Annotated in this window: 12 protein-coding genes; 8 read left to right on the top strand and 4 right to left on the bottom strand. The window is 73.1% G+C overall.

The features are described from left to right. Positions 1-15: 15 nt before the first annotated feature. Positions 16-870 (bottom strand): MaoC/PaaZ C-terminal domain-containing protein, encoded by an 855-nt coding sequence (locus ACQUQD_RS28610; protein ID WP_428955019.1) that lies wholly within the window; start codon positions 868-870, stop codon positions 16-18. Positions 871-1,399: 529 nt separating this feature from the next. Here ACQUQD_RS28610 and ACQUQD_RS28605 point away from each other — a divergent pair. The 5 genes from ACQUQD_RS28605 to ACQUQD_RS28585 all read left to right on the top strand — a co-directional run bounded on the left by ACQUQD_RS28605 (position 1,400) and on the right by ACQUQD_RS28585 (position 7,153). After that, positions 1,400-2,347, top strand: coding sequence for an ATP-binding cassette domain-containing protein (locus ACQUQD_RS28605; protein ID WP_428955018.1), 948 nt, complete (start codon positions 1,400-1,402; stop codon positions 2,345-2,347). Next, positions 2,347-3,063: an ABC transporter permease gene (locus ACQUQD_RS28600; protein ID WP_428955017.1), complete on the top strand. Its 717-nt coding sequence runs from the start codon at positions 2,347-2,349 to the stop codon at positions 3,061-3,063. The genes ACQUQD_RS28605 and ACQUQD_RS28600 overlap by 1 nt, the downstream gene beginning before the upstream one ends. Before the next feature lie 32 nt (positions 3,064-3,095). Then, the gene (locus ACQUQD_RS28595) at positions 3,096-4,355 is read left to right on the top strand and encodes a sensor histidine kinase (RefSeq protein ID WP_428955016.1); all 1,260 of its coding nucleotides are present in this window, start codon (positions 3,096-3,098) and stop codon (positions 4,353-4,355) included. A gap of 45 nt (positions 4,356-4,400) precedes the next feature. Further along, the gene (locus ACQUQD_RS28590; RefSeq protein WP_428957677.1) at positions 4,401-5,033 is read left to right on the top strand and encodes a response regulator; all 633 of its coding nucleotides are present in this window, start codon (positions 4,401-4,403) and stop codon (positions 5,031-5,033) included. 74 nt (positions 5,034-5,107) lie between these two features. After that, on the top strand, positions 5,108-7,153 hold the full coding sequence (locus tag ACQUQD_RS28585) for a histidine kinase (RefSeq protein WP_428955015.1): 2,046 nt from the start codon (positions 5,108-5,110) through the stop codon (positions 7,151-7,153). Positions 7,154-7,293: 140 nt separating this feature from the next. On the opposite strand, the gene ACQUQD_RS28580 is transcribed toward ACQUQD_RS28585, so the two are convergent. Further along, positions 7,294-7,902 carry a response regulator transcription factor gene (locus tag ACQUQD_RS28580; RefSeq protein ID WP_428955014.1) on the bottom strand — a complete coding sequence of 203 codons (609 nt, stop codon included), beginning with the start codon at positions 7,900-7,902 and terminating at the stop codon, positions 7,294-7,296. A gap of 131 nt (positions 7,903-8,033) precedes the next feature. Between ACQUQD_RS28580 and ACQUQD_RS28575 the strand changes: the two genes are divergently transcribed. Both ACQUQD_RS28575 and ACQUQD_RS28570 read left to right on the top strand, forming a co-directional pair. Continuing rightward, entirely contained in the window at positions 8,034-8,765 is a 732-nt protein-coding gene (locus ACQUQD_RS28575) for an ABC transporter ATP-binding protein (RefSeq protein ID WP_428955013.1), read from the top strand. Beyond that, positions 8,765-11,215, top strand: coding sequence for an FtsX-like permease family protein (locus ACQUQD_RS28570; RefSeq protein WP_428957676.1), 2,451 nt, complete (start codon positions 8,765-8,767; stop codon positions 11,213-11,215). Before ACQUQD_RS28575 ends, ACQUQD_RS28570 begins: the two co-directional genes overlap by 1 nt. Positions 11,216-11,333: 118 nt before the next feature. Here the strand turns inward: ACQUQD_RS28570 and ACQUQD_RS28565 are convergent, their stop codons facing one another. Next, entirely contained in the window at positions 11,334-12,788 is a 1,455-nt protein-coding gene (locus ACQUQD_RS28565) for an MFS transporter (protein WP_428955012.1), read from the bottom strand. Between the two features lie 146 nt (positions 12,789-12,934). Here ACQUQD_RS28565 and ACQUQD_RS28560 point away from each other — a divergent pair, with 146 nt between their 5' ends. Further along, entirely contained in the window at positions 12,935-13,489 is a 555-nt protein-coding gene (locus ACQUQD_RS28560; protein ID WP_428955011.1) for a GNAT family N-acetyltransferase, read from the top strand. Between the two features lie 9 nt (positions 13,490-13,498). On the opposite strand, the gene ACQUQD_RS28555 is transcribed toward ACQUQD_RS28560, so the two are convergent. Beyond that, complete coding sequence (locus ACQUQD_RS28555; protein ID WP_428955010.1) at positions 13,499-14,689, bottom strand: lipid-transfer protein; 1,191 nt, start codon at positions 14,687-14,689, stop codon at positions 13,499-13,501. Positions 14,690-14,706: the final 17 nt, after the last annotated feature.

Genomic DNA, 14,706 nt, shown 5'->3' with positions numbered 1-14,706 from the left:
GTGAGGGGCGTGCTGTCAGCTGTGGTCGATGACGGTGTCGGCCAGGACCGGGGCCTCGTCGCGCTCCACGGCCGTCACCGTCACCTGCACCCGGTTCGGCTCCTGCCACATCCGGATGCGCAGCGTCTCGCCGGGCAGGACGGTGCCCGCGAAGCGGGTGGTGTAGCGGGTGACGCGGGAGACGTCCCCGTCCAGGGCCGTGTCCACGACGGCCTTGAGCGTCATGCCGTACGAGCACAGGCCGTGCAGGATCGGCTTGTCGAAGCCGGCCAGCTTGGCGAACTCCGGGTCGGCGTGCAGCGGGTTCCAGTCGCCGGAGAGCCGGTAGAGGAGGGCCTGGTCCTCGCGGATGGGGCGGTCGACGGTGCGGTCGGGCTCGCGGGCGGGGACCTCCAGGCGGTCGGACGGTCCCCGTTCGCCGCCGAAGCCGCCCTCGCCGCGGATGAAGATCTGCGCGTCGCTGGTCCACAACGGGCCGTCGGCGTCGGCGACTTCGGTGCGCAGCACGACGATGGCGGCCTTGGCCTTGTCGTAGACCGCCGCCACCCGGGCCGTGGTGCGCGCCGCTCCCTTGACGGGGATGGGGCGGTGCAGCTCGATGGTCTGGCCGCCGTGCAGGACGTGCGCGAGGTTCACGTCGATGCCGGGTGCGGCGAGGCCGCCCATCATCGCCATCCCAGCGCCCGCGACGGTCGCGAAGCTCGGCAGGACGTGGAGCTTCGACTCGAGGGTGTAGCGCAGCTCGTCGGGGTCGTCGGCGGGGAGGCCCGCGCCGAGGCCGAGGTGGTAGAGCTGGATGTCCTTGTGGTCCCAGGTGATCTCTGCGGACCTGGGCTCGGCGGCTACGGCCTTCGCTGCGTCGATCGGCATGGGGCAGGCGCTCCTAAGGCTGGTCGAGCGGGTCAAGACCTCGGTGCGGCCGTCCGCACCGTCGGCCGCACCGAGGTCGTCGCGGGCCGGTACTAGAACCTGTTTCATTCCGTCCGGCGATCCTCATGTATAGCCAAGAGCGGATGGGTTGGGAAGGGCCCGGACCCCGCTTTCTGACGCTTCGTCAGAACACTTGGGCGGGCCGGGAGAAGGCGGCCGGCCCCGCCGCGTCGTCGAGGAACGAGCGGGGCCGGCCCCAGGGAAGTCCGGCCGCGGTGTGTGCACCTCCCCCGCGACGCGCTCCGCGCAAGGATCCGCGGCCGGACGTGCGGGACAACGCGGATGCGATATGCCACGTTCCGCCACCGGATGCGGATGTTGACGAATTTCATGACATCCGTGCCGCGCCATCACACGGGCTTCACCGGGGTCGGTCTCCCGCATTCCGCGGCACCCGTGACATTTGTACCGCCGGACCGTGGACAACCGCATCTGCCGGGGCCCCGCCCGGCTCCGTAGCGTCGTGGTCATGACGACGAGGGCAACGAAGACGACGGGGGCGACGGTGACGCCGGGTACCGCACCGGCTGTGTCCTTCACGGGGGCCGTCAAGACGTTCGGGGAGGTGCGCGCGGTCGACGGGCTCGACCTGGTGATCGCGCCCGGCGAGACGGTGGCGCTGCTCGGCCGCAACGGTGCCGGGAAGTCCACCGCGATCGCGCTGCTGCTCGGTCTGGACGACCCGGACGAGGGGCGCGTGGAGCTGTTCGGCGGCGCGCCGCAGGAGGCGGTGCGGTCCGGCCGGGTCGGCGCCATGCTCCAGGAGGGCCGGGCGGTGCCCCGGGTCACCGTCGGCGAGCTGGTGGGTTTCGTGGCCGGGCGCTACCCGGCGCCGATGCCGGTGTCCGAGGCGCTGCGGCTCGCCGGGATCGAGGAGCTGGCCGGGCGGCGGGTCGACAAGCTGTCGGGCGGGCAGACACAGCGGGTGCGCTTCGCCGTGGCGCTGGCCGGGAATCCGGCGCTGATCGTGCTCGACGAGCCGACCGCCGCACTGGACGTGGAGGCGCGGCACGCCTTCTGGACGTCGATGCGGGCCTTCACCCGGCGCGGCCACACCGTGCTGTTCTCCACGCACTACCTGGAGGAGGCCGACGCCAACGCGGACCGGATCGTCGTCGTCGACCACGGCCGGGTCGTCGCCGACGGCAGCGGCGAGGAACTGCGCCGGGCCGGGGGCGGCAGCCTGGTCTCCTTCGATCTCGCCGGGCGCGGCTCGGAGGGGCTCGGGCTGCTTCCGGGCGTGCTCTCCGTGGAGATCCGCGGCGACCGGGCCCGGCTGCGCACCGACGACTCGGACGCGACGGTGCTGGCGCTGGCCGCCATGGACGCCGTACGGAACCTGGAGGTCGCCCCGGCCTCCCTCGACGACGCCTTCATGGCGCTGACCGCGGACCCCCGCGACCTGGAGCATGTGTGATGTGGGACTACCTGCGGCTCGAAGTGCGGCGCACCCTGCGCGACGGGAAGTTCGTGATCGGCACGGTCGCGATGCCCGTGATGATGTACCTCCTCTTCACCAACCTCGGTGAGGACGCCGGGACCTGGAAGACGGCGTCGATGGTCGGCATGGCCGCGTACGGGGCCCTGGGCGCGGCCCTCAACACCGGCGCCGGGGTCGCCGAGGACAAGGCGATCGGCTGGCTGCGGCAGCTGCGGATCACGCCGATGACCCCGCGGGAGGGCGTCATCGGACGGGCGCTGACCGGGGCGGTGACCGTGCTGCCCGCGATCACGGCGGTGCTGCTCGCGGGGGCCCTGGTCAACGGCGTACGGATGGACGCGTGGAAGTGGCCGGTCATCGCGCTGCTGCTGTGGGCGGGCTCGCTGCCCTTCACCATGCTGGGCCTCGGCAACGGCTACCGGCTCACCTCGCAGGCCATGGGCGGCATCAACATGCTCTGCTATCTGGGGCTCGCGGTGCTCGGCGGGCTGTGGTTCCCGGTGGAGCTGTTCCCCGGCTGGCTGCAGCACGTCTCGTCCTTCACGCCGACCAACCGCTTCGCCCAGCTCGGCCGGGCGGTCGCCGACGGGCAGGCGCCTTCCCTGGCGGCGCTCGCCGTGCTCATCTGCTGGCTGCTGGTCTTCGGTTCGTACGCTGTGGTCTCGTATCGCAGGGCCGCGCGCACCATCTGAACGGCACGACGGGGAATCGGAGAGTCACGGACATGTCCTGGTGGAGCAAGGTCAACGGGCAGTTCCACGAACTGCGCGCGACGCAGGCCGAGTGGAAGGCCGAGAACGAGCGGGTGAAGGCGGAGCGCCGGGCGCGCGGCGAGCACGGCCGCCCGGCCGAGGAGCTGGGCCCGCCGCCGACCGGCTTCGCGCTGCTGCCGTGGCTGCTCATGGGCATGGGCGCCTTCTCGAACATCGTCCAGGGCAAGTCCGGCAATCCGTGGCTCGGCGGCCTGGGGCTGCTCACCTTCAACTCCCTTTACATCTATGTGGTGTTCAGGGCGTTCCACAAGGAGACCCGGGGTGCGACCTCGACGCGGGTCGCGCTGCTCCTGATGACGCTGCTGACCTGCGCCCTGGTCGGTGGTTTCGGCGGCAGCTGGGTGGCGTTCTTCCCGCTGCTCGGGCTCGCGGTCGGCGCGATCGTGCGCGGCCGGCACCTCGGCAAGATCGGTCTGGGCCTGACCGCTCTCGCGGGGGTCGTCTCCGGGCTGAAGGAGGGCTGGGACGCGGTCGGTGTCGTGTACGGCACGTTCCTGTCGATGATGGTGACCGCGGCGATCCTCTCGCTGTCCGAGGCGGTACGTGAACTGCGGTCGGCCCGCGAGGAGTTGGCCCGCCAGGCGGTGGAGAAGGAGCGGCTGCGCTTCTCCCGCGACCTGCACGATCTGCTCGGCCACACGCTGTCGGTGATCGTGGTGAAGTCGGAGGCTGCGCGGCGGCTCGCGCCGCGCAGCATGGACGCGGCCCTGGAGCAGGTCTCCGACATCGAGGCGGTGGGGCGGCAGGCGCTCACCGAGATCCGGGAGGCGGTCACCGGGTACCGCGAGGGCAGCCTGGCGACCGAGCTGGACCGGGCGCGCTCGGCGCTCACCGCCGCCGGGATCGAGCCGGTCGTGCGCCAGTCGGGGCCGCCGCTGTCCGCGCAGACGGAGGCGCTGCTCGGCTGGGTGGTGCGGGAGGCGGTGACGAACGCGGTGCGCTACAGCGCCGCCACCACCTGCACGATCTCGGTGGAGGGCGCCGCGGAGCGGGTCCGGCTGCGGGTCCGCGACGACGGTGTGGGCGCGGCCGCGGTGGTGGACCGCAGCGTCGGCGGCACCGGCCTCAAGGGTCTCACCGAGCGGCTCGCCACGGCGGGCGGTTCGCTGGAGGCGGGGCCCGGCGCGCGCGGCGGATTCGAGGTGCGGGCCGAACTGCCGGTCGGCGAGCCGGAGTCGGCGCCGGGCGCCGCTCTGGCGGAGAGCGTCTGACACGGCGGGGCGGGGCGGTCCGCGTAATCTCTCCCCGTGACAGAGATGCCTCAAGACCATCGGCCGGCCAAGAGCGTGCGCGTTCTGCTCGCGGAGGACCAGGGAATGATGCGCGGCGCGCTCGCGCTGCTGCTCGGCCTGGAGGAGGACATGGAGGTGGTCGCGCAGGTCGCGGCCGGTGACGTGATCGTCGACAAGGCGCTGGAGTGCCGGCCCGACGTCGCCCTCCTGGACATCGAGCTCCCCGGTCGCAGCGGCCTGGACGCCGCCGCCGATCTGCGTGACCAGGTCCCGGACTGCCGGGTGCTGATCCTGACCACGTTCGGGCGGCCCGGGTATCTGCGCCGGGCGATGGAGGCGGGCGCGGCGGGGTTCCTGGTCAAGGACGGCCCGGTCGAGGATCTGGCCGAGTCGATCCGCAAGGTGCTGCGCGGGGAGACGGTGGTCGACCCCGCGCTGGCCGCGGCGGCGCTGTCGGCGGGGCCCAGTCCGCTGACCGCCCGGGAGGCGGATGCGCTGCGGGCGTCGGCGGACGGGGCGACCGTGTCCGACATCGCCGGGAAGCTGCACCTGTCGGAGTCGACGGTGCGGAACTATCTGTCCTCCGCCATCGGGAAGACGGGGACGCGCAATCGCATGGAGGCGATGCGGTTCGCCCGTCAGCAGGGCTGGCTGTAGGCCCTCGACGTAAGATTCCCCGGGGGCTTCGGGGGAAGGCAGGCGCTGTGACGCGGTCGGCGAGAGCAAGCACTGTGGTGGTGCTGACCGCCTTCGCCTCGGTCTATCTGATCGCCGGATCACCCCTGGCCCTCGCGGTGTTGGCGCTGCAGCTGGTCCATGTGCTCCCCGCGCTGCGCCGCGTGCGCGGGCCGTGGCTGCCGGCCCTGCAGGCCGTTGCCGGATACGGGGCGGTGCTGGCCGACGGCGCGTCCGTCGGCATCCTCGGGTTCCTCGGCGGTTCGCTGCTGCTGTGGCGTCGGCCCTGGTCGCTGCTGGTGCTGCCGGTCGCGGGCAGCGCGGCGCTGATCGGGCCGCCGGACCCGGCCATCAGCATGGTTCTGATCAGCCTGGTGGTGTACGGACTGACCAGGCTGACCGAGCGCGCCGAGGAGGCGGACGCCGCCCGCGTCGGCAGCGTCGTGGCGGCCGTCGCCGAGGAGCGGCTGCTGATGGCCGCGGAGCTCGGGGACGGCATCGGCCGCGGCCTCGCCGAGATCGGCGCGGGCGCCCGGGCCGCGCTGGCCCGCCCGGACCGGGCGGACGGCGTGCTCGCCGAGGTGACCCGCTCGGCCCGCGACTGCCTGGCATCCGCCCGCGCGTCCGCCGCGGCCTACCGTGCGCTGTCCCTGACCCCTGAACTCACCACCGCCCGCGCCCTGCTCACCACCGCGGGCATCGAGGCGGAGATCCGGACCGAGCACACCGAGCCGCTCGGCCCGCCCGGCGCCCTGCTCGCCCACGTGCTGCGCGAGGCGGTGACCGGGGTGGTACGGCGCGGCGCCACCGTCTGCCGTATCGAGACCGGCGCCGCGCACGGCCGGGTCCGGCTACGGGTCGTCAGCGACTCGGCCAGGACCGCCGACGACGAGAGCCTCGGCGAGGTGCCGGCCCGGGTCGCCGAGGCCCATGGCGTCCTGACCACCGGACTGACCCCCGAGGGGCGGTACTTCACCGAAGCCGTCCTGCCCGGCGCGGTCCGGGCGGGTGCGGAGGAGACGGACGACGGCAACGCCTACCGGCTCTCCCTCGCCCTGCTCACCACCGTGCTCATCGGCTTCTGCGGCAAGGCGCTGCTGATGCTCGACGGCCGTCAACTCCTGCCCGCGGCGGCCGGGTTGGCGGCCATCGTCTACCTCCAGCTGTCCTCGGTGCACGGCCGCCACCCGTACAAGCTGGGCATGATGACCGCCCTCGCGTTCGTGCCCGTCCTCGCCTTCGGGCAGGCGTGGCTGGGCGTCCCCGGGTTCGTCGCCGGGCCGCTGCTGCTCGCCCTGCCGTGGCGGGTGGCGTGGCCGCTGGTGGGCGTGGTGGCCGGTGCGGTGGGGATGATGGGGGTGCGGCTCGGGCTCCCGGCCGGGCTCACCGTGAACTACGCGGTGTCGAGCGTGGTGACCGGCCTGGTGATGTACGGGCTGCTGCGGCAGGCGCAGATCATCCGGGAGCTGCGGCTCGACCGGCACCGGCAGGCACGGGCGGCCGTCGTCGAGGAGCGGCTGCGCGCCGCCCGCGATCTGCACGATCTGCTGGGTCACAGCCTGGCCGCCATCCTCCTCAAGTGCGAGCTGGCCCGACGGCTGCCGCCGGAGCGGGCCCGCGCGGAGCTCGACGACGTCCTCGCCATGACGGAGCGCGGCGAGGCGGATCTGCGGGCCGCCTCGGGCGGAGAGGAGGTACGGATGATGCTGGCCGCGGAGGCCGGGTCGGCGCGTTCGGTGCTGGCAGCGGCCGGGATCGAGGCCAAGGTCCGGCTGAACCACGGCGAGTTGATGTCTGCGGTGGAGACGGTGCTCAGCGCGGGGCTGCGCGAGGCCGTCACCAATGTGCTGCGGCACAGCTCCGCCGCGCTCTGCGAGATCACCACCGAGGCGTCGCGCGACGGCACCGTACTGCGCGTCCGCAACGACGGGGTGTCAGGACCGCTCGGCCGCCCGGGATCGTCGGGCATCGGCAATCTGACGACGCGCCTGACGGCCCTCGGCGGCACACTGACGACCACGGTGGCGGACGGCTGGTTCACGCTGGAGGCCGTGCTGCCCGCTGCCGCGCCTGCGGACCAGGCGTCACCGCACCGGGGCTGAGCGGGCCCGGGGAAGCAGGGGTGCGTTCCCGCGCCCGCCGCGGCAGCAGCCGGTGCGCGCGGTCAGGGGTGCGCCCGGGCGAAGGCCGGCGGAGTGCACGCCGGGCGGCGCGGGGTGTGCCCCCGCTTCCCCGGGCCCGCTCAGATCCAGCCCGCCTCGGAGGCGATCCGGACCGCGTCCGTGCGGTTGCGGGCGTTCAGCTTGGCGACGATCCCGGTCAGGTAGTTGCGCACGGTGCCCGCCGACAGATGGATGCGGGTGGCGATCTCCGTCGCCTCCGCGCCCTCCGCCACGAGCCGCAGCACATCCGTCTCCCGGGAGGTGAGCGGGTTGTCGGCCAGGTCCCAGGCGGTGACCGCGAGGGAGGGGTCGAGCACCCGCTCCCCGGCGGCGACCTTGCGGACGGCCGCGAGCAGTTCGTCGGGCGGCGCGGTCTTCAGGACGAAGCCGTGGACCTGGGCGGCGAGCGCCCGGCGCAGATGGCCGGGTTTGCCGTACGCGGTGAGCATGAGCAGTCGGCAGTCCGGCACCTTCTCGGCGATCCTGGCCGCCGCGTCGAGACCGTCGAGCTCGCCGGGCATGTCGATGTCGAGCACGGCCACATCGGGCCGGTGGACCAGAGCCCTGGCGAGCGCGGCGGCGCCCGCGTCGGCCTCCGCGACGACCTCCAGGTCGTCCTCAAGACCCAGCAGCGTCGCCAGCGCGCTGCGGATGACGTGCTGATCCTCGGCCAGCAGTACGCGAATCACCGTCTGAACTCCCCCACTTGGCCCCTCTTGCTCCGGCGAATGTACTGCAGTGTCCGGATCATGACGAGGTCATGGCCGATCCAGGACGACGTCCGTGGGGGCGGCCTCGTTCGATCAGCAGTCTTGAACTCATGACGGACGCAGTGCAGTTGGAAGCCGTGAGCAAGGTCTACGGCAAGGGGCAGGGGGCGGTCGCCGCCCTGCGCGAGGTGTCGGTGCGGATCCCACGGGGTTCGTTCACCGCGGTGATGGGACCCTCCGGGTCGGGCAAGAGCACGTTCCTGCACTGTGCCGCCGGGCTCGACACCCCCTCCTCGGGGTCGGTGCGGCTCGGCGACACGGAGCTCGCCGGGATGAACGAGACGAAGCTGACCGAACTGCGGCGCCGCCGCGTCGGGTTCGTCTTCCAGTCCTTCAACCTGATCCCCGCCCTGGACGTGCTGGAGAACATCACTCTGCCGATGCGGCTGGCCGGCGCCCGCGTGGAGCGGGCCTGGCTGGACGAGATCGTCGCCCGGGTGGGCCTCACGGGCCGCACCGGCCACCGCCCCGCCCAGCTCTCCGGCGGCCAGCAGCAGCGGGTGGCGATCGCGCGGGCCCTGGTCACCCGCCCCGAGGTGGTCTTCGGCGACGAGCCGACCGGCGCCCTGGACACGGTGACGGCGCGCGAGGTCCTGACACTGCTGCGCGACGTGGCCGGCGCCATGGGGCAGACGGTGGTGATGGTGACGCACGACCCGATGGCGGCGGCGTACGCGGACACCGTGCTGTTCCTGGCCGACGGCCGGATCGTGGATGCGATGACCGACCCGACGGCGGACAAGGTCGCCGAGCGGATGACCCGGCTGGGGGCGTGGACGTGATGATGGGTTTCGCGTGGAAGACGCTGCGGCACCGCAAGGCCGCGTTCGCGGGTGCGTTCGTCACCCTGCTGTGCGCCGCGGCGCTGGTCACCGGCTGCGGAATGCTGCTGGAGACCGGGCTGCGGGGGAAGGTGGCGCCCGAGCGGTACGCGGGCACACCGGTCGTCGTCGCCGGTGACCAGTATGTGCACCAGACCATCACCAAGAAGAAGGGCAAGACGAAACACAAGGCCAAGCAGATCGTCGAACGGCGGTGGATCCAGAGCGACTTGACGGGCAGGCTGCGCCGCGTACCCGGTGTCGCCAAGGTGGTTGCGGAGGTGACGTTCCCCGTCCACGGCGCGGACGGCGGCGAGGCGCTGGGCCACGGCTGGGACTCGGCGGCCCTGACCCCGTTCACCCTGGCCGCCGGTCGGGCCCCGAAGGCCGCGGACGAAGTGGTCGTGGACGCCGCGTCCGGGCAGCGGATGGGAGCGCGGCTGAAGGCGATGACCCCGGCGGGCGTGGCCTCGTACCGGATCGTCGGCGTGACGGCGCAGCACCTGAGCAGTCAGCGCACGCTGTTCTTCTCCCCCGAGCAGGCGGCGCGCCTGGCGCACCGGCCCGGACAGGTCACGGCCATCGGTGTCTTCCCGAAGGCGGGCGCCTCGACCGTCGATGTGTCGAAGGTCGTGGGGTCGTCCAGCGGCGTGGTCTCGTACGCCGGTGAGGAGCGCGGGAAGGCGGAGTTCTACGACGCCGAGCAGGCGCGGATCAAGCTGATCAGCCTGGGCGGTGCGCTGGGCGGTACGGCGCTGCTGGTGGCGGTGCTCGTGGTGGTGGGCACGTTCGCCCTGTCCGTGCAGCAGCGGCAGCGGGAGATCGCGCTGCTGCGGGCCGTCGCGGCGACACCGAAGCAGCTGCGCCGGCTGCTGGGCGGTGAGGCGCTGCTGGTCGCCGCCGTCGCCTCGGTGTGCGGGGCGGGGGCCGGGCTGGGGCTGGGGTTCTGGCTGCGGTCGCGGTTCGTGGCCCTGGGCGCGATGCCGGAGCAGCTGAAGCTGGTCGTCAGCCCGTTCCCGGCGGCGGCCGCGGTGGCGGCGACGCTGGTGGCGGCCTGGGCGGCGGCACGGCTCTCGGCCCGGCGGGCGGCGCGGATCCGGCCGGTCGAGGCGCTCGGCGAGGCGGCGCTGCCGACGGCGCGGCTGCCGTGGACGCGACTGGTGGCGGGGGCGCTGGTGACCGGCGGCGCGGTGACACTGACGCTGGTCCTGTCGACGCTGACGACCGAGGCGGCATCCGGCCCGCTGACGATGGTCACCGCCCTGATGTGGACCGTGGCCGTGGCGCTGCTCGGCCCGGTGCTGGTACGGGCGGCGGTCGCGCTGATCGGCATCGCGCTGCGGATCTCGCCCACGAGCGGCCATCTGGCCGCCGCCAACCTGCGCAGCCGGGCCCGCCGGCTGGCCTCCGTGGTGGTGCCGCTGACCCTGATGATCGGGGTGACCTGCACGATCCTGTTCGTCCCGACGACGATGGGGCACGCGGCGCAGGCGGAGGCGGAGGCCGGCAACCGGGCCGACTACGTCCTGGGCCCGCACGTCCCCGCCGCATCGGCGGCCCGGCTGCGGGACAGGAAAGGCGTGTCGGCGGTCACCGAGGTGCTGCACACGTCGGTACGGGTGGGCCTGACGAAGTACGGGGCGCAGGGCGTGACTGCGCGCGGCCTGGACCGCACGTCCGACCTGGGGGTCACGTCCGGGTCCCTGGACCGGCTGTCCCCCGGCACACTGGCCGTCAGCGAGAACGCGGCCGACCGGCTCGGCGTCCGGGTCGGCGGCACGGTGAAGATGACACTGGGCGACGGCACTCCGGCCCGGCTGCGGGTGATCGCGGTGTACTCGCGCGGCCTCGGCTTCGGTGAACTGACCCTGGACCACGCCCTGTTGGCCCAGCATGTGGACGATCCGACGGGCACGCTGCTCGTCACCGCGCCCGGCCTGAGCCGTGCGGACGTGGCGGCGGCCGTGCCGGGGGCCGCGGTCCTGGACCGGACGCAGGCGGTCGAGGCGGCCGCTCCGGACGCGGAGGTCAACTACGTCGCCATGGGCCTGGTCATCGCCTTCACCGCGATCGCGGTCGTCAACACCCTGGCCATGTCGACGTCGGACCGCACCCGGGAACTGGCCCTGCTGCGCCTGGTCGGCACGACCCGGCGGCAGATCCTGCGGATGCTGCGCCTGGAGACGCTGACCGCGCTGCTGATCGCGGCGGTCCTGGGCACGGCCCTGTCGGTGGCCACGCTGACGGCGTTCAGCAGCGGCATGACCGGGACGGCGGCCCCGCACATCCCGCTGTCGATGTACGCGACGGTCATCGCCGTGGCGGGGGCGCTGGCGCTGACGGCGACGGCGCTGCCGGCGCGGGTCGCTCTGCGGGGGCGGGCGGCTGAGGCGGTTGCCGGGCGTGAGTGACCTTCGGTTGGGGGCGCGGGGAACTGCGCGCGCGACCACGACGAACGCCGCACCCGGCAACGCATCAGCAACCCGCGGCGGCGCGCGGCCCCGGGGCGGAGCCCCGGGGCCGCGCGCCTCAATCGCCGGAGGGGCTCGACTTGGCGGCGCTCCGGCCGGAGGCCCTCGGCATCCACACCAGAAGCACCACAACCGCCAGCACCAGGATCCCCGCCCCACAGAGGAACGCCGCCGAGTACCCCCGGGTCAGCGAGACAGGATCCGCCGAACCCGCGGAGCGGCTCGCCGCAACCGTCGACAAAATGGCGAGCCCCAACGAACCCCCGAGCGTGCGGGACGTGTTGACCAGCCCCGACACAAGGCCCGCATCCCCCGGCGCCGCCCCCGACGTCGCCAGCGAAGCGAGCGGCGTCATCGCGAACCCGGCCCCGGCCATCATCACGATCCCAGGCAGCATGATCGTGGTCACGTACGACCCGTGCGCGCTCATCGTGGACTGCCACGCGAACCCGGCGGCGGTCACGAGCACACCGGCCGCCGCCACGTTCCGCGCCCCGAACCGCGGCATCAGGCGCGGTGCGCACTTCGAGCCCGCGACCACCGCGAGCGAGCTGGGCACGAGGGCGAGGCCCGCCTCGACGGGGGTGTAGCCGAGCACGTTCTGCGCGTACAGCGTCATGAAGAACCACATGGCGAAGCTGCCCATGCCGCACACGAACATCGCCGCGTTGGCCGCCGCCACCGACCGCACCCGGAAGAGACCGAGCGGCATCAGCGGCAGCCGCGTACGGGCTTCGACCAGGAGGAACGCCACGATCAGCGCGAGCGCGACGCCCAGCGGCACCAGGGTCGACGCCGCGCCCCAGCCCGCGGCCTCGGTCTGCACGATGCCGTACGCGAGGGTCGCCGTGCCCGCCGTCACGAGGACGGCGCCCGGCAGGTCGAGCCGCCGCTCGCCGCCGGCCCGGGACTCGCGGATCCAGCGGGCGGCGGCCGCGAGGACGACGGCGCCGAGCGGGACGTTGATGAGCAGCACCCAGCGCCAGTTGAGGCCTTCGGTGAGGACGCCGCCGACCAGTCCGCCGGCCGCGCCGCCGCCCGCGCCGACGGCGGTCCAGGTCGCGATGGCGCGGGCCCGCGCGGCCCCCTCCGGGACGGCGGAGGTCAGGATCGTGAGGGTGGAGGGGGCGAGCACCGCGGCCCCGAGGCCCTGCACGGCCCGCGCGGCGAGGAGCTGCCAGTCGTCCTGCGCGAGCCCGCCCACGAGCGAGGCGAGGGTGAACAGGCCGAGGCCCACCAGGAACATCCGCTTGCGTCCGAAGAGGTCCCCGGCCCGGCCGCCGAGCAGCATGAATCCGGCGAACGCGATCGAGTACGCGTTCACCACCCACTGCAGGCCCGTCGCACTGAGCCCGAGATCGGCGCGCATGGACGGCAGCGCGACGTTCACGACGGACACGTCGAGGACGACGAGGAACTGCCCGGCGCAGGCCACGGCCACCACCAGCCAGGCGGGCGGGGCGGATCCGGGGGTGCGTATCGAGGCGTCCGAACCGGACGAGGTCTGCAGCATGCATGTCATGGTCGCAGCACGGCGGTGCCCCGTACATCAGGATTTCGGAGCACGGGAGGTGGGCCGGAAGTCATACGTCCCCGGACCTAGGGCCACCGTCTCGAATTCCCTTGTCCGGTGATCCTCCTGTCCCGCAGACTCCCCGGATGACCACCACGCCCTTCTCCGACAAGCCCGTCCTGACCGGCGAGAGGACCGTGCTGCGTCCCTTCACCGAGGACGACGCCGCGGCCATGGCCGGGATCATCGAGGACCCCGAGGTGGTCCGCTTCACCGGTGGTTCCGCCGCGTTCACCCTGGAGCACCTGCGGTCCTGGTACGGCTCCCGCAGCGCGCAGGACGACCGTCTCGACCTCGCCGTCACCGATCGCGCGACGGGCGAGCTGGTCGGCGAGGTGGTCCTCAACGAGTGGGACCCGGAGCACCGTCACGCCACGTTCCGCACGCTCATCGGCCCGCGGGGCCGGGGCCGGGGTCTGGGCACGGAGGCGCTCCGTCTTGTCGTCGCCCACGGTTTCGGGACCGTCGGACTGCACCGGATCGGCCTGGAGGCCTTCGCGGACAACCACCGGGCCCGGCACGTCTACGAGAAGGTCGGCTTCGTCCTCGAGGGCGTGCGCCGCCAGGTCGCGCTGCACGACGGCGCCTGGCGGGACGAGGTGGTGATGGGGATGCTCGCCGACGACTGGAAGGCCGTCTGAGGGCGGGCGTCAGGCCCGCCGGACCATCGTCACCACCGCGGCGCCGCCCAGCCCGATGTTGTGCGCGAGCCCGACCCGGGCGCCGGTGACCTGGCGAGCGTCCGCCTCACCCCGCAACTGCCAGGTCAGCTCGGCCAGTTGGGCGATGCCGGTGGCGCCGAGCGGGTGTCCCTTGGAGATCAGGCCGCCGGAGGGGTTCACCACCCAGCGGCCGCCGTACGTCGTGGCGCCCGACTCGACGAGCTTGCCGGACTCCCCCGCCTCGCACATGCCGAGCGCCTCGTACGTCAGGAGTTCGTTGATCGAGAAGCAGTCGTGGAGTTCGATGACGTCGACGTCGTCGATGCCGAGCCCGGACCGCTCGAACACCTGGCGCGCCGCCTCCCGCGACATCGGCTGCCCGACCACGTCGATGCACGATCCCGACGCGAAGGACTCCTCGGTGTCCGTCGTCATCGACTGGGCGACGATCTCCACCGCCTTGTCCCCGAGGTCCCGTTCCTCGACGAACCGCTCGGAGACGACGACGGCCGCCGCGGCGCCGTCGGAGGTCGGCGAGCACTGGAGCTTGGTGAGCGGCAGGTGGATGGTCTTCGCGGCGAGGATCTCGTCGACGGTGTACACGTCCTGGAACTGGGCGTACGGGTTGTTCGCCGAGTGCCGGTGGTTCTTGGCGGCGACCGCCGCGAGCTGCGCCGCGGTCGTGCCGTGCCACTCCATGTGTTCACGGGCCGCGTCGCCGAAGATCTGGGCGGTGGGCGGGGACATCTCGAAGCCGTGCCGGGCGGCCATGATGCCGTAGTGGCGGGCGACGGGGGACGTCTTGAAGTCGCCGCCATCGGCTCCGCCGCCGAGCGCGCCGCGCTGCATCTTCTCGAAGCCGAGCGCGAGCACGCAGTCGCTCACGCCGCCCTCGACGAATTGGCGGGCCATCATCAGCGCGGTCGAGCCCGTCGCGCAGTTGTTGTTGACGTTGTAGACGGGGACGCCCGTCAACCCCAGTTCGTACGCGGCCCGTTGGCCTGCCGTGGAGGCCTGGAAGCAGTAGCCGACGGGGACCTGCTGGACGTCCCCGTAGGCGATCCCGGCGTCGGAGAGCGCGGCGCCGCCCGCTTCCCTCACCATGTCCCAGTACTGCCAGTCGCGGCTCTCGGGCTTCTCGAACGTGGTCATGCCGACGCCGACGATGTACGACTTCATGGCTGCACAGCCCTCCT

This window comes from Streptomyces sp. cg35, assembly GCF_050410835.1.
Taxonomy (GTDB): Bacteria; Actinomycetota; Actinomycetes; order Streptomycetales; family Streptomycetaceae; genus Streptomyces.
This window is presented reverse-complemented; position numbering and strand designations above follow the sequence as displayed.

Excerpts from the sequence above, each read along its gene's own strand:
- ACQUQD_RS28575 (WP_428955013.1), top strand. The coding sequence starts at position 8,034 with ATGACGGACGCAGTGCAGTTGGAAGCCGTGAGCAAGGTCTACGGCAAG.
- ACQUQD_RS28595 (WP_428955016.1), top strand. The coding sequence starts at position 3,096 with ATGTCCTGGTGGAGCAAGGTCAACGGGCAGTTCCACGAACTGCGCGCG.
- ACQUQD_RS28590 (WP_428957677.1), top strand. The coding sequence starts at position 4,401 with ATGCCTCAAGACCATCGGCCGGCCAAGAGCGTGCGCGTTCTGCTCGCG.
- ACQUQD_RS28610 (WP_428955019.1), bottom strand. The coding sequence starts at position 870 with ATGCCGATCGACGCAGCGAAGGCCGTAGCCGCCGAGCCCAGGTCCGCA.
- ACQUQD_RS28600 (WP_428955017.1), top strand. The coding sequence starts at position 2,347 with ATGTGGGACTACCTGCGGCTCGAAGTGCGGCGCACCCTGCGCGACGGG.
- ACQUQD_RS28565 (WP_428955012.1), bottom strand. The coding sequence starts at position 12,788 with ATGCTGCAGACCTCGTCCGGTTCGGACGCCTCGATACGCACCCCCGGA.
- ACQUQD_RS28570 (WP_428957676.1), top strand. The coding sequence starts at position 8,765 with ATGATGGGTTTCGCGTGGAAGACGCTGCGGCACCGCAAGGCCGCGTTC.
- ACQUQD_RS28605 (WP_428955018.1), top strand. The coding sequence starts at position 1,400 with ATGACGACGAGGGCAACGAAGACGACGGGGGCGACGGTGACGCCGGGT.
- ACQUQD_RS28560 (WP_428955011.1), top strand. The coding sequence starts at position 12,935 with ATGACCACCACGCCCTTCTCCGACAAGCCCGTCCTGACCGGCGAGAGG.
- ACQUQD_RS28555 (WP_428955010.1), bottom strand. The coding sequence starts at position 14,689 with ATGAAGTCGTACATCGTCGGCGTCGGCATGACCACGTTCGAGAAGCCC.